17 protein-coding genes are annotated in these 17,353 nt (G+C 69.2%); 9 read left to right on the forward strand and 8 right to left on the reverse strand.

The features are described from left to right. Together JKV81_RS01800 and JKV81_RS01805 are read right to left on the reverse strand one after the other, a co-directional pair. On the reverse strand, positions 1 to 565 hold a 565-nt coding region (locus JKV81_RS01800; protein WP_202074798.1), incomplete at its 3' end, for a cation transporter. Positions 566 to 656: 91 nt separating this feature from the next. Then, positions 657 to 938: a heavy-metal-associated domain-containing protein gene (locus JKV81_RS01805; RefSeq protein ID WP_055643684.1), complete on the reverse strand. Its 282-nt coding sequence runs from the start codon at positions 936 to 938 to the stop codon at positions 657 to 659. Positions 939 to 1,118: 180 nt separating this feature from the next. Here JKV81_RS01805 and JKV81_RS01810 point away from each other — a divergent pair, with 180 nt between their 5' ends. Further along, entirely contained in the window at positions 1,119 to 2,084 is a 966-nt protein-coding gene (locus JKV81_RS01810) for a DUF8832 domain-containing protein (protein WP_055643683.1), read from the forward strand. Positions 2,085 to 2,170: 86 nt separating this feature from the next. On the opposite strand, the gene JKV81_RS01815 is transcribed toward JKV81_RS01810, so the two are convergent. From JKV81_RS01815 to JKV81_RS01830, 4 genes are all read right to left on the reverse strand, one after another. Next, on the reverse strand, positions 2,171 to 2,893 hold the full coding sequence (locus JKV81_RS01815) for a hypothetical protein (RefSeq protein ID WP_055643682.1): 723 nt from the start codon (positions 2,891 to 2,893) through the stop codon (positions 2,171 to 2,173). A gap of 218 nt (positions 2,894 to 3,111) precedes the next feature. Then, positions 3,112 to 4,413, reverse strand: coding sequence for an MDR family MFS transporter (locus JKV81_RS01820; protein ID WP_107411322.1), 1,302 nt, complete (start codon positions 4,411 to 4,413; stop codon positions 3,112 to 3,114). Next, positions 4,410 to 5,531, reverse strand: a complete 1,122-nt coding sequence (locus tag JKV81_RS01825; protein WP_055643680.1) for a PLP-dependent cysteine synthase family protein — start codon at positions 5,529 to 5,531, stop codon at positions 4,410 to 4,412. Before JKV81_RS01825 ends, JKV81_RS01820 begins: the two co-directional genes overlap by 4 nt. Positions 5,532 to 7,363: 1,832 nt before the next feature. After that, positions 7,364 to 8,749, reverse strand: coding sequence for an MFS transporter (locus JKV81_RS01830; RefSeq protein WP_055643678.1), 1,386 nt, complete (start codon positions 8,747 to 8,749; stop codon positions 7,364 to 7,366). A gap of 94 nt (positions 8,750 to 8,843) precedes the next feature. Here JKV81_RS01830 and JKV81_RS01835 point away from each other — a divergent pair, with 94 nt between their 5' ends. After that, positions 8,844 to 9,446, forward strand: a complete 603-nt coding sequence (locus tag JKV81_RS01835; protein ID WP_107411324.1) for a TetR/AcrR family transcriptional regulator — start codon at positions 8,844 to 8,846, stop codon at positions 9,444 to 9,446. Between the two features lie 441 nt (positions 9,447 to 9,887). On the opposite strand, the gene JKV81_RS01840 is transcribed toward JKV81_RS01835, so the two are convergent. Continuing rightward, on the reverse strand, positions 9,888 to 11,360 hold the full coding sequence (locus tag JKV81_RS01840) for an MFS transporter (protein WP_307820476.1): 1,473 nt from the start codon (positions 11,358 to 11,360) through the stop codon (positions 9,888 to 9,890). A gap of 113 nt (positions 11,361 to 11,473) precedes the next feature. Here JKV81_RS01840 and JKV81_RS01845 point away from each other — a divergent pair, with 113 nt between their 5' ends. The 6 genes from JKV81_RS01845 (at position 11,474) to JKV81_RS01870 (ending at position 15,645) form a co-directional block, all read left to right on the forward strand. Beyond that, positions 11,474 to 12,067 carry a TetR/AcrR family transcriptional regulator gene (locus tag JKV81_RS01845; RefSeq protein WP_055643675.1) on the forward strand — a complete coding sequence of 198 codons (594 nt, stop codon included), beginning with the start codon at positions 11,474 to 11,476 and terminating at the stop codon, positions 12,065 to 12,067. 272 nt (positions 12,068 to 12,339) lie between these two features. Further along, complete coding sequence (locus JKV81_RS01850) at positions 12,340 to 12,741, forward strand: DUF6153 family protein (protein ID WP_107411325.1); 402 nt, start codon at positions 12,340 to 12,342, stop codon at positions 12,739 to 12,741. A gap of 123 nt (positions 12,742 to 12,864) precedes the next feature. Continuing rightward, positions 12,865 to 13,491, forward strand: coding sequence for a DUF305 domain-containing protein (locus tag JKV81_RS01855; RefSeq protein ID WP_055643673.1), 627 nt, complete (start codon positions 12,865 to 12,867; stop codon positions 13,489 to 13,491). 94 nt (positions 13,492 to 13,585) lie between these two features. Then, positions 13,586 to 14,482 carry a F510_1955 family glycosylhydrolase gene (locus tag JKV81_RS01860; RefSeq protein ID WP_107411326.1) on the forward strand — a complete coding sequence of 299 codons (897 nt, stop codon included), beginning with the start codon at positions 13,586 to 13,588 and terminating at the stop codon, positions 14,480 to 14,482. A gap of 81 nt (positions 14,483 to 14,563) precedes the next feature. Further along, the gene (locus tag JKV81_RS01865; protein WP_107414841.1) at positions 14,564 to 15,094 is read left to right on the forward strand and encodes a DUF4396 domain-containing protein; all 531 of its coding nucleotides are present in this window, start codon (positions 14,564 to 14,566) and stop codon (positions 15,092 to 15,094) included. Between the two features lie 140 nt (positions 15,095 to 15,234). Continuing rightward, positions 15,235 to 15,645 (forward strand): four-helix bundle copper-binding protein, encoded by a 411-nt coding sequence (locus JKV81_RS01870; RefSeq protein ID WP_107411327.1) that lies wholly within the window; start codon positions 15,235 to 15,237, stop codon positions 15,643 to 15,645. Between the two features lie 136 nt (positions 15,646 to 15,781). Here the strand turns inward: JKV81_RS01870 and JKV81_RS01875 are convergent, their stop codons facing one another. Then, positions 15,782 to 16,201: a heavy metal-responsive transcriptional regulator gene (locus JKV81_RS01875; protein ID WP_107411328.1), complete on the reverse strand. Its 420-nt coding sequence runs from the start codon at positions 16,199 to 16,201 to the stop codon at positions 15,782 to 15,784. A gap of 82 nt (positions 16,202 to 16,283) precedes the next feature. On the opposite strand from JKV81_RS01875, the gene JKV81_RS01880 reads away from it, so the two are divergent. Next, positions 16,284 to 17,258: an alkylmercury lyase family protein gene (locus JKV81_RS01880; RefSeq protein ID WP_107414842.1), complete on the forward strand. Its 975-nt coding sequence runs from the start codon at positions 16,284 to 16,286 to the stop codon at positions 17,256 to 17,258. Positions 17,259 to 17,353 lie beyond the last annotated feature (95 nt).

Raw genomic sequence — 17,353 nt, forward strand, 5'->3', positions numbered from 1 at the left:
CGGCCGTCCCGAAGAACAGCGCCCACAGCGACCACAGGAATGCGGCCGACGTACCGACCGAGATCAGCGTGTCCATGGTGGCCGCGCCGTGCTTGGCATTGGTGAACGCGGCGCGGTGGAAGGGCCAGGCCGCGTAGGTGACGACGGGCGCGGCAAGGGTGAGGGAGAGCCACTGCCAGTACTCGATCTGCAGAGCCGGGATCATCGCCATCGCGATGACGGGTACGGCGAGAACAACGGCGGTGACGAGCCGCTGGCGAAGGGGCCGTAGCTCGATGTCCGCGCGCTCGTCCTCGCTCGGACCGCCCGTCGCTCCGTCCTGTTCGGCCCGCGGAAGGGCGGGCTCCTGGGCGGAGTAACCGGTCGCTTCGACGGTGGCGATCAGGTCCTGCACCGAGATGTCATCGGCGAAGCTGACCTTGGCTTTCTCGGTGGCGTAGTTGACGGTGGCCTCGACCCCGTCCATACGGTTGAGCTTCTTCTCGATACGGGCCGCGCACGAGGCGCAGGTCATGCCGCCGATGGCGAGCTCGACCTGGGCGGTGCCCTGAGTCGTGGTGGACATTTCCTGCTCCTCGTTCGGACGGAACTACGGGGCGGTGGCCGGGGCCCGGCCTGCGAACAGGGCCCCGGCGGCCGGTGGACTGTGGCGCGGGTCAGGCGCGGCCGGAGAGCTCGTAACCGGCGTCGTCGACCGCTGCCGCGATCGCTGCGTCGTCGGACGTGCTCTTGGTGGTGACGGTGACCAGGCCGGCGGTCACGTCCACGTCGACGGCCAGGACCTCGTCCAGCTCGCCGACCGCCTTCGTGATGGCGGTCTTGCAGTGCCCGCAGGTCATGCCTGAGACGCGGTAGACGGTGACGGTGGCGTCCGTGACGGCGGTCGCAGCCTCGCCGGTGCTGGTCGAGCAGGTGCCATCAGGAGTACAGCAGGACATGAGTTCCTCCTCGGATCCTTATACCCCTAGGGGGTATCAGTGCTGATTCCATGTATACCCCCAGGGTGTATTTCTGGCAAGCGCCACGAGAGACGGTCGCTTATACCCCCTAGGGGTATAAGCTCGTGAGTGCGAGGCCACCCAGAGGCCCGCCGGGTACGAACCCCAGAGGGAGCAGCCATGAACACCGCAGTGAAGATCACCGCATTCACCGCCGCACTCGCAGCGTCGTTCGGCGCCGCGTACGGGCTCGGCGGCTCCGTGGACCCGATCGCGGGTGGCACCGAACCCGCCACCCATGCCGGGCATGCGAAGGACGCCCCACCGGAGAGCGGGAGCGGCGACGGCGGCCACACGGCCCCACCGGCGGGAGGGCTCCAGATTTCCGAGGCCGGATACACCCTCGATCTCAAAACCCCTCGCGTGCAGGCGGCACAGACAAGTGAACTGCGCTTCGCCATACGCGACAGGTCCGGCCGACAGGTCACCGCCTACCAGCGAGAGCACGACAAGGAACTCCACCTCATCGTCGCCTCACGCGACCTGGCCACATACCAGCACCTGCACCCCACCAGGGCCAAGGACGGCGTCTGGAGCACCCCCGTCGACCTCCCCGCCGCCGGCGACTACCGGGTCTTCGCGGACTTCACCCCCACGGCGAAGAACGCCACCAACCTCACACTCGGGGCCGACCTCGCCGTCTCCGGGGCGTACAAGCCCGCAGAACTGCCCAAGCCATCCCGCACCGCCACGGTCGACGGGTACTCCGTGACGCTGAACGGCAACCTCCGTCCCGATACAGCGGAAGAACTCACGCTCAGGGTCAGCAAGGACGGGCGCCCGGTCACCGACCTCCAGCCCTATCTGGGCGCGTACGGGCACCTTGTGGCGCTGCGCGACGGTGACCTCGCCTACCTGCACGTCCACCCCCACGGCGAACCCGGCGACGGCACCACCGAGTCCGGCCCGGAAGTCTCCTTCACCGCGACTGCGCCCAGCCCTGCGGCCTATCGCCTCTTCCTCGACTTCAAGCACAAGGGCACCGTTCGCACCGCGGCGTTCACCGTCCACGCCGGAGCGCCAGCCGACACCTCTCAGCTTGACGAGCCGGCGGCCGAGACCGAAGTCGGCGGCCATCAGCACTGAGCATCAAAACGACATGCGAGGTCACAAGACGCCCACGGCCTGCCAGTAGCGCGCGTCGCGTAGAGCAGCCGCGTAACACCAGCGCGTCAGTGGCTGTGCCCGTCATCGATTCCAGATTCCGCTGGGGTTTCCCCTGCTGCCGGCGAGACACTCCCCTCCGGGGATCCGGCGGGGCCCGGCCGATCAGGCTGCGACTGCTGCTCTTCGGACTGAGGTTCCGTGCCGCCCCCGTGGCTGTGGCCACCTGCGCCAGGCTGCTCGGACAGCGCGGACGCCAGTTGGCGCAGTCCGAAGAAGCTGATGAGTACCACCATGAGGACGGAGAGGCCGGCCAGGCCGAAGACGCGGCGCCAAGAGGTTCCTTCGTCCTTGATCACGTATGCCAGGAAGGACAGTGCGATGCCGGCCGGTATGAGGACGGCCGCGCGTGCGGGGAAGTCCTCGAAGTGCTGGAGACCGCCGCTCAGCATGCCGATTCCGAAGGACAGCAGCAGCGAGGCTCCTATGACGACGAGCATCCGCGGCAGGGCCGGCTTGTGCCGGGCGAGGACGAATTCGTTGAGGACTGTGGCGGCGAGGAAGACCAAGACTCCGTACCCGGCGATGCGGGTGTAACGGGTGGGGTCGAGTGGGTGGTGGACCACGGCGCCGCTGATCAGTCCGGCCCCGACGAAGTAGCCAACGTAGCCGAGGTATCGCGCAAGCAGGGCGCTCTTCCGTGAACGGGCCTTGCGCAGGGCCGCTCGCCCGGGTCTCTGTGCGGGACCTTCGAGCGTGGCAGGGCGGTCCGCGAGCTGGGAGGTGGGCACCAGTTGCTCCTTGTTAGGTGGGGTCGTTGAGGCCAGGCGTGGGCGCCCAGGCGGCCTAAAAGGCGGGATTTCGCTACCGCTCGGCGCTGCGGCGCCCAGGGTTCGCAGTAACCGGCTGGGCAGGGGGCACATCAGTGCCCCCGAGGTGGGGGGTCGACCCGGTGCGGGGGAGGTCGGGTGGCACCCGGCCTCCCCCGCACTTGCCACGACCGTTCGGGTCAGGCGGTTGCAGGTACGGACTCGGATGCGGACTTTGGCGTTGCGAGGCGGCCGGTGCGGTCGAGTCCGTACAGCGCTGCTGCGCAGCCGAGGCCCAGCAGGGACAGGACGATCCACGGCAGCGCGGACATCCCGGCGTTGCGGGCAGCGTCAAGGGCGGCTCCGGTAAGGAGGTTCCCGACGGTGATGCCGATACCGCAGATGGTGTTGTACAGGCCGTAGTGGGTGGCGACGAGGCGGTTGCCGGAGAGACGGACGATGGTGTCCATCTCGAACGGGTAGGCGATCATCGTGCCCAGGGCGAGCAGCAGTGCGGACAGCGCGGGTGGCACCGCGGCAAGCAGCCACAGGCCAAGCCCGCCGTCCGGAACCGGCACAGCCGTGGCCAGCAGCAGCGGTACGAACGCCAGCCCCATGGCCAGCAGGCCCCACACGAGTGCGCGGCCGGGCTCCATACGGGCCTTGCACCAGGCAGTCACCCGCGTCTGGCCCAGGATGGTGCTGAGCCCGGACACGGCGAACAGCACCGCCACCGCAGCCGTGCCGAACTGGCCCTCGCCGCCCAGACGTCGCACCTCCAGCGGCAGCGCGAGATAGACCTGGAAGGTCATGACGTACGAGCCGACCATGGCGAGCGAGAACAGCAGGAACGGCCGGTTGGCCAGGATGCCGCGCCACTGCACCAGGACACCCCGGCGGCTGTCCGCCCCGGACTTCGTGTCGTCGGCCCTGCGCGCGGGCAGAGCCCGGATCTGCACGATGCTCAGGACCGCGAAAATCCCGGCGGCTGTGAGACAGGTGACGCGGAAGTCGATGCCGGTCAGCGCCATTCCCACCAGCGGGCCGAGGAGGATTCCGGCCTGGTAGAAGACGTTGAACAGCGCGAACGCCTCCACTCGCCGTTCCCCCGCGTCCGCCGCCAGGTAGGCGCGGGTGGCCGGGTTGAACAGCGCACCAGCCAGACCGGTGGCGGCGGAGGCGGCGATCAGCGCGGGGACCGACTCCACGAGCCCTAGGGTCGCGAAGCCGACGATGCGCAGCACCATACCGGCGATGATCATCGGCTTGTACCCGAACCGGTCGGCCAGGGTCCCGCCGACCAGGAACATGCCCTGCTGGCTGAAGTTGCGGACACCGAGGATCAGACCGACGAGCCACCCGGCCAGCCCGAGGGGCCCGGCCAGGTGGGTGGCGAGGTACGGCATGAGCATGTAGAAGCCGAGGTTGATGGTGAACTGGTTGACCATCAACAGCTGGACACTGCGCTCGTAGGTGCGGACCTGCGCGAGGGTGCTCTTCACCGCGCCTCCCCTGCACCGGTCCGGTCACGCACGTCGTCGCTGCTGAGGGTGAGCGGGTCGACCACGCTCGTACACCGGGCCCATCGGGTGACTTCCTTCTCGTCCAGGCGGCCGATCACGTCGGGCTCGGCAGCAGGCGGGCTGTCGAGCAGACCATGGGCCGCGCAGTAGTCGTCGTCGTAGACGGTGCCGAGGTAGCGCTGAGGCCCGTCGGGGAAGATCGCCGCGATCCGGGTGTCCTCGGGCATCTCGCGGGCGAGCCATCCGGCGACCAGGGCGACCGCGCCGACGCTCCATCCGCCGGTCGCGTAGTGCGAGGCAGCCAGCTGACGGCAGGACCACACCGCTTCGGCCGGGGCGACCCAGTGCACTTCGGAAAAACTGTCGTAGGCGACGTTGCGCGGGTAGATGCTGGATCCGAGCCCGCGCATCAGCCGTGGCCGGGCGGGCTGGCCGAAGATCGTGGAGCCGACGGTGTCCACGCCCACGACTTTCAGATCCGGGTAGAGCTGCCGCAGCACCCGGGAGACGCCTGCAGAGTGGCCGCCGGTACCGACACTGCACACCAGAACGTCGATGTGAGCGAGCTCGGTAGCCAGTTCCAGCGCGAGCGGCGTGTAGGCCGTGGTGTTGTCGGGGTTGTTGTACTGGTCCGGGCACCAGGAATCCGGGTACTGCTTCATGAGTTGGGTGACGCGGTCGCGGCGGGCCTGTTGCCAGCCGCCGGTGGGGTGGGGCTCGGAGACAACGTTGACCTGGGCGCCGTAAGCGGTGAGCAGCCGGGTCATGGACATCTCCAGGCCCGGGTCGGTGACCAGGGTGACCGGGTGGCCGTGGACCATGCCCGCCAGGGCCAGGCCGAGGCCGAGGGTGCCACTGGTGGACTCGATGATCCGCGCTCCGGGCTTCAGATCGCCACGGGCTCGGGCGCGTTCGACCATGTACAGACCGGGGCGGTCCTTTATGCCGCCGGGGTTGAAGCCTTCCAGCTTCGCCCAGAACCCCCGTCCGACCGGAGCGAAGGGCTCGCTGACGTGCAGGAGCGGCGTGTTGCCGACCAGGCCGGACAGGGCGGCGTGGCCGGGCTTGGGGGGATGGGTGACGTTCGGAGAGTGCATCAGTCGGCCCTCATCATTCGGTGAATGGCGCGTCGGGTACTGGTCTCTCGCACGCCGCCCGGCCCCGAACCGGTGATCCGGTCCCACGGGCGGAGCGACGGCCGCGGCATGCTGCGGCGGGAAGAGGCGGCCTACCTCCGCCACCGGCAGAGCGAACACAAGGTTTCTCGGCCTGAGCCAGCTCCTGGCACCGCCACCTGTGCCTGCCGAACGCCGGCGTCAGCTGACGGCGAGCACCCCGTTGTCGCTTCGGGGGCGGTGGCGGCGGACGTCGGCGTACGCGTCTGCTGGCCGGCGACCACAGCGGTGTCCGCGCCGGCCGGCGAGCAGGACGAGTCAGCGGGTGCGGCAGCGTGCGGCAGTTGCTCAACGCCCTGCTGGGCAGCCGAGACCGCGCGGGGCACGCCGTGAGCATCGCTGGGCTCGTGGAGCGGTAGCGCACAGCCGAGGATGCTCAGGAGCAAGCCGCTCAGGAGCAGGGCCATGAGCCGTTGCTGTACCGGTGCGATCACGGGACGTCGGCGAATACGGGTGGGGGACGGCACAGTTCCTCCGCAGGCGGCCGTCGCGCGCCCCAAGGGCAGCGCAGCGGCGGGCGGGACGTTCCATGGCAGGGGCGACGTCGCAGGAACCTGCCTCGCGACACAACGCGGCGCGTCGGAGCAAGGAGAGAGACAGCGACGACCGGCCTCATCGCGCCCACAGCCGCAGAGGGCTGCCCGAAGTCATGTCACACGGGAAGGCGTGGAAGGCCGGGGAAGGTCGCCGGTGCTAGATCTGCAGGACTGTGGCTCTTATCGACGTGCTCGGCAACTGCTTGGCTGCCGCGACGTCACCGAAGGCGATCGGAGTAGGTCGCGGCAGTGCAGGAGCGTCTGCCACGACCAGGGCGCAGAGGCTCGGGACATCCAGAGTCGGTGCCTGCTGCGGCTGACCGGGTACGCACTCCGCAGCCGTATGAGACGAGCCGTCATGCTCACCACCATGGTGATCAGCCGGCCCGTCCTCGACAGCGAGGCCGTGGCCCACGTCCACAGCGGACGCAGTCACGCTAGCGTCCAGGTGAGCGCTGACCGCTTCCTGGCTCACCCCGTGCGCGTATACGAAGGTGAACAGCGTGACGGCCACCCACAGCATGCGCAGCGGACCCGCTGACGAGCGGGCCCGTGCCACACGGGGAGACGACCAAGCCGTGACCATGCCGTGATCCTAGTCGCTCATGCTGCCGTCCATTCGCCGCCCCGGCCTCGAACAGAGCCCGAACAGACGGTCCTGTCCGGACACGCGTATCGGCAACAGCACAGGTGATGAGCAGACGACGGCTTCCGTGAGGGGTCCGAGACGAGCGCAAAAATAGGACGTGCGTCACACCCGGCCTGGGGCGCCACCCATCGGCGCGCTCACGACTGCCTTGGAGTACCGAACGGTCTGCTAGTCGTGCAACGGAGCCGGGCCTCACCGCCCACTCCGGGGAGCGGCAGGCGGCCCCGGGTGCCCAGGCCCGCCCGTCAACAGCTGTTCAGCTATGTCTCTTTGCCCGATACGAGGGCCACCAGGATGTCAGCGACCGGTCGTTCGGCCGCATGCGCCTCCGGCGCTCGGCAAGCAGGCAGAAGGTACGGCCTTGGTCGGAGCTGATCACCAGGCGATCCGCAGTGCCGACTCGTACCTGCGTCCTTATCGACCTCCCGCCGGCCTGCGGACTGACCGGTCACCGAGGGGTGGCGCAGACGGAGCAAGAGCTCGCGCAGGGGCGGAAAGCGAGTGCCCGGGCGGGCTCTCCTAGGGACCCGCAGGGGCGTGGTTGCCGTCGGTTCAAGCGCCGTGCCTGGTCACGGGGAAGGCTTCTTCGGGGTCAGGAAGAAGGTCAGGAGCGCGGCTACGGCAGCGACGACCGCGCCCGCGGCGAACCCGGGGGCGAAAGCAGCTGCGTCACCTCCGGCGATACCGGCTGCGGCCATGCTTGAGACCACAGCAGCTCCCAGCGATGCGCCAAACTCGTGGAACGTGCTGAGAATGCCCGAAGCAAGGCCCGCTTCGTGCGGTTCGATCTGGCCCAGCGCAGTGGCGGAGGCGACCACGAAGAGCACTCCCGTGCCCGCGGCAGCCACCGCGATACCCGCAACCGTGGCTGCCGTGTTCTCCCACAGGGCGGGAGCAGTCATCCCGGCGGCGGCGACCAGCAGGCCCGCCACTCCCAGCGTCCTGGATCCGGTCCGCCCGATGACGCGGCCGGCGGCGTTCGCGCCGATCATGGTTGCCAGTGCCACGGGCAGGAAGAACAGGCCGGTTGCCAGCGGCCCGTGTCCGCGGTGGTCCTGGAGGTAGAAGGTGCCGAGGAAGAACACCATGATCATCAGAGCTGTGGCCACCAGGATCAGCAGCGTGCCCGTGGCCACCGGCCGACGCGTCAGAAGGCGGATGTCCATCAGAGGCGTCGCCGTCCGCCGCTGCCAGGCCGCGAAGGCCCAGTACAGCAGCAGAGCCGCAACCACCAGACCCGCCGTCGCCATGGTGATCCACCCCTTGTCGCCGGCGCGTATCAGCGCATAGGTCAGGGTGCCGGTGGCAGCGGTGACCAGGATCGCGCCCACGGCATCCAGGCGCCCCGAGGTGGCACGCCGCTGTGGCGGCAGGTAGGCCCTCAGTGCGACGACCAGCGCCAAGCCCACGGGGACGTTGACGAAGAACACCCACGGCCAGCCTGGCCCCGCGGTCAGCAGGCCACCCAGCAGCACGCCCAGGGCGGCGCCGCTGCCACCGAGGGACGACCAGATCCCCAGGGCCTTGTTGCGCTCCTCGCCCTCGAAGAGCGTCACGACCAACGACAGGGCCGCCGGGGACAGCATGGCCGCGGAGAGGCCCTGGATCACCCGGCCGGCGAGCAGCATGCCTCCCGATTCCGCAAGACCCGCCAGCAGGGAGGCGCCGGCGAACAGTACGAGGCCGAGAAGGACGAGGCGCCGCGCGCCGAACAGGTCCGCAGCCCGGCCCCCCAGCAGGAGAAGACCTCCGAAGGCCAGGGTGTACCCGCTCACGACCCAGGTCAGCGCCTCGCGCTCCAGACCGAGGTCCGCTCCCAGGTGCGGCAACGCGATGGCCACGACCGTGACGTCCAGGATGAGCATCAGCTGCGCGACGCCGACCAGGCCAAGAATCTTCCACCGACGTGGATCCGGTGTGCGGGTGGGACTGGTGGAGATCTCTGCTTCGCTCACGACGGTCTGCCCCCTTGCAGGTAAGTCGAACAGGCTTGTACGAGTTATGGACGCTACTATAACTCGTACAAGCCTGTTCGACTTATGGAGTGAAATGCCTCGCTCGACACGGCCAGGAGCGCGTCGCGCCGACGCGCAGCACAGCGTCGAGAAGATCTTGGACGCGGCCATCGACTGCCTCAGCCGCAACCACGACGCGAGCGTCGTACAGATCGCGCAGGCCGCGGGCGTCGGCCGAGTCACCCTCTACGGCCACTTCCCCTCCCGGGAGGGTCTCGTCGAAGCCGCCCTGGCACATCTGCTGGAACGCGGCGAAGAGGTCCTGTCCGGGCTGGACCTGACGGGCGAGCCGGCCCAGTCGTTGCGCGAGCTCATCGACTCCAGCTGGCTGCTCATCGCGCAGTCCGGTGCGATGCTGGAGGCCGCTCAGAAGGTCCTGCCTCCCGGACGCATCCATGAACTGCACGCCGGACCCGAACAGCGTGTGCGCGAACTCATCGTGCGAGGGCAGGCACAGGGCGCGTTCCGTGACGACCTTCCCGCCGCCTGGCTGGCCAGCGCCCTCCACCACGTCCTCAAGGGCACGGCCGCGGACGTCAGGAGCGGCGCCATGACCGCGGAACAGGCCCCGGAGTTCATCGCACAGATCACTCTCGCCGCCTACGCGCCCCAGCCGAGCTGCTCGAACAGGCCATGACCTGCGTACCCCCCTCCCGTTGGGCGCAAGTGGCACTTCACCGGCTGACCCGATGGGACATCCATCCAGGGTGCGGACTCGTGGGGGTGACGCTCGGACCAGTGACTGGTGGTACGCGCGAGCCGAGCCTCCGACCGATGGTCGGCGCTCCGGCCAGACGACCCAACCTGCTGCAACTGACCCCCAGACGCCGGGTGGATAGGTCCACCTCATGGATCTTGACCGCTTCGGCGACGCAGCGGAGGCTCACGGACGGGATGCGTATACCGCGCAGGTCGCATCGAAAGGACGGGTCCTCCGCGAGGGCGAGGCCCGATCTTCCGCCCAGAGGGGTTCGCGCGCCCGCCGCCACCTGGTCGGCCGCGTTCGGTGCAGCCCACCGGCGAATGCTGATCATGCGCCGACCCGCTGTGCAGCGACGATCGACGGTTTAGTGCTGGTTTAGTGCGCCATAACGCGGCCCTGCGAGAGGTCCGGCCGACCGGCGGGAAGAAGGAACCAGCCGGAGATCCCCGCAGCCACGGCGATGACGGCGGATGTCGTGAAGGCGGCTGCGTAGCCGCTCAGGTCGCCCGCCCCTTCCAGGCTCGCCCCCGCGACCATCGCGATGACGGCGACTCCAAGGGCGGCGCCGAGTTCGTGTGCGGTGGTGACAAGGCCGGACGCCAGACCGGTGTCCTGGTGGCCGAGGCCGTTCATGGCGGCGGTGGTGGCGCAGACGAAGGTGGTGCCGAGGCCGAAGGACATGAGAGAGAAGCCCGGGGTGAGGCCCGTCCACAGTCCGCTGTCGGCCGTGAGGCCGGCGAGGAGGAGTGCGCCCAGCGCTGTCAGGGCGAATCCCGCCACTGCGGTGAGGCGCCAGCCGATGCGGCCGACCGTTGTTCCGCCGAGGTGGGCGCCCAGGGTGACGGCGACGGCGACGGGGAGGAAGGCCAGTCCGGTGGTGAGGGCGTTCTCGCCGAGGATGTGCTGGACGTAGAAGGAGTTGAGGAAGAAGGCGGAGATGAGCAGGCCGCTTGCGGCCAGCATCACCAGCGCGCCGGCGAGCAGGCTGCGCCGGGCGAGAACTTCCAGGCGTACGAGCGGCACCGCGACGCGGCGTTCCACGGCAAAGAAGGCGACGGTGAAGACAGCCGCGCCAACCAGGGGTAGCCAGACGTGGGCGGTGTCGAAGCCTCGGTCGCGAGACTCCACGAGGCCGTAGATCAGGAGAGCGGGGGCCGTGGTCAGGGTCAGAGCACCCAGCGGGTCAAGGCGCTTACGGGAAGGGGCCGGAGTTGCCGCGCGGTGCGTCCCACCGAGCAGCGCCGGTACCGCGACGAGGGCGAACAGGCCCACGGGGATGTTGATGAAGAAGATCCACGCCCAGCCGGGTCCGGACACCAGTACCCCGCCGAGCAGCACGCCCGCGGCGGCGCCCGCGCCGCCGATCGCCGCCCAGAGACCGAGGGCTTTGTGCCGGGCGGGGCCGTCGAACAGGACGGTGACCAGCGCCATCGCGGCCGGGGAAAGGAGGGCCGCCCCGACGCCCTGGACGGATCGTGCGGTGATGAGTGCAGGACCGCTCGCGGCAAGGCCCGAAGCGAGGGAGGCGGCGGTGAAGAGGGACAGTCCGACGAGGTACATGCGGAGTTTGCCCAGGGTGTCCGCGAGGCGTCCGCCCAGGAGCAGGAGGCTGCCGAAGAACAGCGTGTACGCGGTGACGATCCACGTCAGCGCGGAGCCGGAGAGGGAGAGTTCGGCACCGATCGTGGGCAGGGCAACGTTCACCACCGTCACGTCAGCGATCAGCATGAACTGTGCGAGGCAGAGCAGAGCGAGCACCCACCAGCGATGCCGGTGAACAGGCGACGGCGGCCCCTCGTGTGGGTGGTGCACGTGCTGTGACGCCGATGTGGTGTGCCGTGGGTCCACGGAGGATCTCCCTAAACTTTACACTTCTGTCAGGGATAAGGTACGCGCCGCTCGACCGAATGTGAACAGCACTGTAAAGTTTGGCGCCGACGACTACTTCAACGGAGGTGCCGATGGCGGACGAGAGTTCCCCCCGTCGGAGGGCGGACGCAGAGCGCAATGCGACAGCGATCATCGACGCGGGGGTGGAGTGCCTGCTGGTGGACCCGCAGTCGAGCATGGCGGCCGTCGCACGAGCGGCGGGGGTGAGCCGGGTGACGCTCTACTCCCACTTCCCCACACGCGAGAGCCTCCTCGAGGCAGCACTGGAGCGCTCCGTCGCGCAAGCCGTTCACGCTTTCGACGCCGAAGCGGGTGACGTCGGGCTCGCCGATGAGGCACTGGCGCGGCTGATGCGCTCGTCCTGGCAGGTGCTCGACCGGAACTTCTCCGCTTTCGCAGCCGCCGCGGCGGCTCTACCCCCGGATGTCATTCGCGGCCGACACGACCGCATCCTCCGCCCCGTGCGCGACCTGATCCTGCGCGGTCAGCAAGAAGACGCGATCCGCAGGGACCTGTCGGCGGACTGGCTGGTCACCGTCGTCTATCAGCTGATGCACGCCGCTGCGGGCGAAGTCCAGGCGGGGCGGCTCACCAGCGCGGCGGCCCCCGACGTTCTGACGGCAACCGTCCTGGCGGCGTTGCGGACCACAGACGGGCAGCAATGACCATCTCCGCGAGAGGTCAGCCGACTGAGAGCGTCTCTCGACGGCGGCGCATCCCGCAGAACGGTCAAGCACCGCCGACGAGTCAGCGAACACCGCACCCTGACCCGCCTGGTCGCGTCCTGGTGAAGGGCGGTGTGAGCAGCTCGCGGTGCGAGCGGCGTCGCGCCGCCCAGGCAGAGTCCAGCCGCCCGTCACGCCCTCGCCCCGGCTCTTGCCGTAGCATCCGGCCGGCCAGTAAGCGGTTCGTGGGCAGCTGCTCATAGGATGGGCGCATGACCGGCAGCACAGGATCCAGCCGCCGCCCCACCGGGCGGCTGTTCGTGCTGCTCATGCTGGCCGTGCTGACCGGCCTGCTCGGCATGCATGCCCTGGGCCCCGGAGGGGCACCGGCAGGCCGATCGGATGCCACGCACGAGATGGCGATGGCTCAAGTGGCCGACGCACCGCACCTGAGCAGTGGGTGCTCCCACACAGACGGCGGCAACGACCATCTCGACCACGCGGACGGGACATGCGCGGCGGCCGGAATCGGCTCCGCGTACGCGCCGCCCGCACTGACCAGCGCCCTCATGGACACGCCTGCCGCTTGCACTCCGGTGGCGGGCACGGCGCGGCTCGCCGAAGGCTGCCGAGCGCCTCCCGACCTGTCCGAGCTGCAACTCCTGCGGATATAGAGCGGCCCGCACGGCACCCCGATGCCCGGATGTTCCCGGGACCGGTGCCGCGCCTTCGTACGCCCTCATCCCAGATCCCTCGCGCGCCGCCGCGCAACAGCCGCGCGCACAAGGAGTTGCACCATGACCAGCAAGCGATCCCTCGTCCGTCGTACCGCCGCTGTGGCCGCTTCGGCAGCCGCCGCCCTCGTCCTCGCCGCCTGCGGTGGGAACGGTGACAGCTCGGCCGGACACGACGGGCACAGCAAGGAGTCCCCGTCTGCCTCGGCGTCGGCCTCACAGGGCCAGCAGAACGCGGCCGACGTAGCCTTCGCCAAGGGGATGATCCCCCACCACCGCCAAGCGGTCGAGATGGCCGACCTCGCGCCGTCCCGGGCCGGGTCGGCTGAGGTGAAGGCGCTCGCCGAGCAGATCAAGAAGGCCCAGGACCCGGAGATCAAGACGCTGTCCGGCTGGCTGACTTCGTGGGGCGAGGAGGTGCCCGCGGAAGGTGCCATGGACCACTCCGAGCACGGCATGAGCGGCATGATGACGGCCGAGGACATGGACAAGCTCAAGGACTCCTCGGGCAAGGCGTTCGACACCGCCTTCATGGAGATGATGATCAAGCACCACGAAGGTGCCGTATCGATGGCCGAGACCGAGAAGGCCGACGGTTCCTACGAGCCGGCCAAGAAGATGGCAGACGCGATCATCACGTCCCAGACAGCCGAGATCACCCAGATGAACGAGCTGCTCGGCAAGAACTGACCGCACCTCGGCAGGGGCGGGCGCCCACCGACGTCCGCCCTTGCCCGTGCAGCCCCATCCGCCTTCGGCTTCCCCTCAACAGCTTGGATCGCACGTGATCGCCTCCGTACACATACCCCGGCGCCGCGGGCGCGCCGCGCTTCTGGCCGCAGCCTCCCTGCTGCTCGCCGCCTGCACCGGCCCCGAAACGGACGCCGGCACTCCGGCCGCCGATCCTGGGACCGGGCATCTGCACGGCCTCGGCGTCGACCCGGCCGACGGCACCGTCTATGCCGCGGGCCATCTCGGAGTCTTCCGCCTCAGCGACGGCGAGGCGGTTCGGGCGGCCGACCGCTACCAGGACACCATGGGCTTCACCGTCACCGGTCCGTCCACCTTTCTGGCCAGCGGCCACCCCTCCCCGACCGACCCGGATGCCCGCTCGCCCCACCTGGGCCTGATCCGCAGCACCGATGCTGGCCGCACCTGGAAGACCCTCTCCGCCGAAGGTGAGGCAGACTTCCACGCCCTCCAACAGGCCGGCGCGTCCCTCTACGGATTCGACAGCCAGAGCGGTCGACTGTGGGCCAGCGCCGACCACGGCCGCACCTGGAACAAGCGCGCCAAACAGCCGCTTCTCGACCTCGCCGCCTACAGAAAAACCCCCGAGACGGTGTGGGCCGCCACGGGAAAGGGCCTTGAGCGCAGCACAGACGGCGGGCGCACCTTCGACGCCGTTCCCGGTGCCCCCGCCCTCATCGCCGTCGACGCAACCGGGCCCGGCATGCTCGTCGCCCTCGCGGCGGACGGCCGCGTGCTCAGCAGTCAAGGCGGTCGCAACTGGACCGAGCACGGCCGCCTTCCCGGCGGTGGTGTTCCCACCGTGTTGACCGCAGTGACCACGCAGCGGCTGCTGGCCGCCGACAGCACCGACACCATCTATCACTCCAGCGACGCCGGGCGCACCTGGAAGATCCTCCACCAGTCGACACAGGCGGCAGAAGACCACTAGAGGAATACCCCTAGGGGGTATACGGTTGATATGTGGAGCCCGGCGAACGGACCACACTGGACGGGAATGGGGATGAAGGTCATGGACCACAGCACTCACCGAACCGGCACCGGACACGACCCGGCCACCCACGAGGGCCACCACGCGCACGCCGATCACCACGGAAAGTACGCGCAGGGCGCGTCTTGGCCGATGGCCGCGAAGGCCACCCTGCACTGCCTGACCGGCTGCGCCATCGGCGAGATCCTCGGCATGGTGATCGGCACCGCGCTGCTGTGGGGCAACGTGGAGACCATGGTCCTGGCAATCTCGCTGGCGTTCCTTTTCGGCTACTCGTTCACGCTGTTCGCGGTTCTCCGGGCGGGCCTGGACCTCAAGAGCGCAGTCAAGGTGGCACTGGCCGCCGACACCGTCTCGATCGCCGTGATGGAGCTGGTCGACAACGGCATCATCGCCCTGACCCCCGGCGCGATGGAGGCCCACCTGTCGGACGGGCTGTTCTGGTCGGCGCTCCTGGGCGGATTCGTCGTCGCGTTCCTGATCACGACGCCGGTGAACAAGTGGATGATCGGGCGCGGCAAGGGCCACGCCGTCGTCCACGCCTACCACTGACCTCTTACCCGCAACGCGCCCGGTGCACCTCACATGCGCCGGGCGCGTTCGCGCTGATGGGAGTTAGCTGGAGGTATACCGGGGACTCGCGAGGCGACCAACCGGATCCGCCGGTCCCACGGAGAGACAGAGGCATCCTTATGTCCACCACCGTGAAGGACATGCTCGCCACATACCCGGCCGACCTGGGCGACGTCGACCGCAAGAAGCTCACCCGTTGCATCGAAGAATGCATCGCCTGCGCCCAAGCGTGTACCGCGTGCGCGGACGCCTGCCTATCGGAGGGCATGGTCGGCGATCTCACCAAGTGCATCCGCACCGACATGGACTGCGCCGACATCTGCAACGCCACCGCGTCCGTACTTTCCCGGCACACCGGCTACGACGCCAACGTCACCCGCGCCATGCTCACCGCCTGCGCCACCGCGTGCAGAGCCTGCGCCGACGAATGCTCCTCACACGCCAGCATGCACGAACACTGCCGCCTGTGCGCCGAAACCTGTCACTCCTGCGAACAAGCGTGCAACGAACTGCTCCAGGCCCTCGGCTGACGGCCCCAGGGCTCCCCGGCCAGACGGGCAACCCGCCCTTCTGCGTATCGCCCTGTCAAGGCGATGGGAATCCTTGGAAACGGCAAGGGATGCTCCTCGCCTCACTCGCTCCGGGGGTTCAACGAAGTGGGGAGTTTCAACGATCGACCTTCGGGTCGTCGGCTGGGGCGAGGATGGTGCAGATCTCGTCCTCGGTGCAGGCGGCGGGGTCGGTAGCGGCGGCACGCCGGGCGAGCCCGCGCAGTGCCTCGCGGGTGACGGTCAGTTCGGCCAAGCGGCATTCGATGTCGGCGAGGTGCTGGTCGATAAGCGCGGTGACGTGTGCGCAAGGGGCCTGGCCTCCGTCACGCAGGGCGAGGACGGACCGGATTTCGGCGAGGCTGAGGCCGGCCCCCTGGGCGTCGCGGATGAAGTCGAGCCGGGCTTTCGCCTGCTCGGGGTAGTCGCGGTAGCCGCTCGGGGTGCGGGGCGGGCCGGGCATCAGGCCGGTCTGCTCGTAGAAGCGGATGGTCTTGGTGGTCAGCCCGCTGGCCGCCGCGAGCTCGCCGATGCGCATGCCTCCACGTTACTGCTTGACCTTCCAGTGCGCTGGAAGGTCTAGCATCGGGGCAGGATGATGAGCTGGGAGGGTGAGCAGGATGCGGATCACGGTGCTGACGGTTCCGGAGTGCCCGAACGCCCCACTGGCCTTGGAGCGGATCACCGTGGCCCTGGCGGGGCGGGCGGCGCAGACGGAACTGGTCGAGATCCACGACCCGGACCAGGCCGCCACGCGAGGGATGAACGGCTCGCCGACAATCCTTCTAGACGGCGTGGACCCCTTCGCGTCAGCCGGGGCGGTGCCGAGCGTGTCGTGCCGCCTGTACCGGGACGCCGGCGGCGAAGTTACCGGCGCCCCCAGCGTGGCCGCGCTGCGCGAGGCCCTCACCGGTGCCAGCCAGGTGAGCGCTGCCGCACCGGTGGACTGCTGTGAGAGAGACGCTCTCGATGCGGTCGGGCGGGCCGGGCGGGGACGCCGTGCACCCGCCGAGCAGGGCCTGCGGGCGGTGCACCAGGCGGTGCTGCGGTACTTCGCCGAAACCGGGACGGCCCCCGGTCCCGAGGTGCTGGAGCCGGTAGCCGAACAGGCGGGCCGGACGGCCAGAGAGCTGCTGGCCGAGTTGGCCGCCGAGGACTTCCTGACCCTGGACGAGGCCGGGCAGATCCACGCGGCGTACCCCTTCTGCGCCGTACCGACCCGCCACCGCGTACAGATCGATGGCGGTGTAAAAGTGTGGTCCATGTGCGCGATCGACGCACTCGGAATTCCCCCCATGCTGGAAGCGGATGCGGTGATCACTTCCTCGGACCCGGTGAATGGCGAGCAGGTCACCATCACGACCCGGGGCGAGGCGGCCACCTGGGAGCCGGAAGACGCGGTGGTGTTCGTCGGTCAGCGACCAGGCGGCGGGCCCGCGGCTACCGCATGCTGCGACGCGCTGAACTTCTTCACCTCCACCGCCTCCGCCCAAACCTGGATCAACGGTCACCCGGGTATCCCCGGCCGTGTAGTCACCCAGGCGCAGGCCGAGGAGATCGCACAGCAGACTTTCGGTCCGCTGCTCGCCCCCTGAACTCGCGCCTATTGGTCACGGTGATGCGGCGGCCCCGCTCTAACCGTCGTGAGTGGGGAGATCCATCGAGCAGGTCTTGGCTCACCCCGAGTGGG

The sequence above is a fragment of the Streptomyces silvae genome (assembly GCF_016745505.1).
Taxonomy (GTDB): domain Bacteria; phylum Actinomycetota; class Actinomycetes; order Streptomycetales; family Streptomycetaceae; genus Streptomyces; species Streptomyces silvae.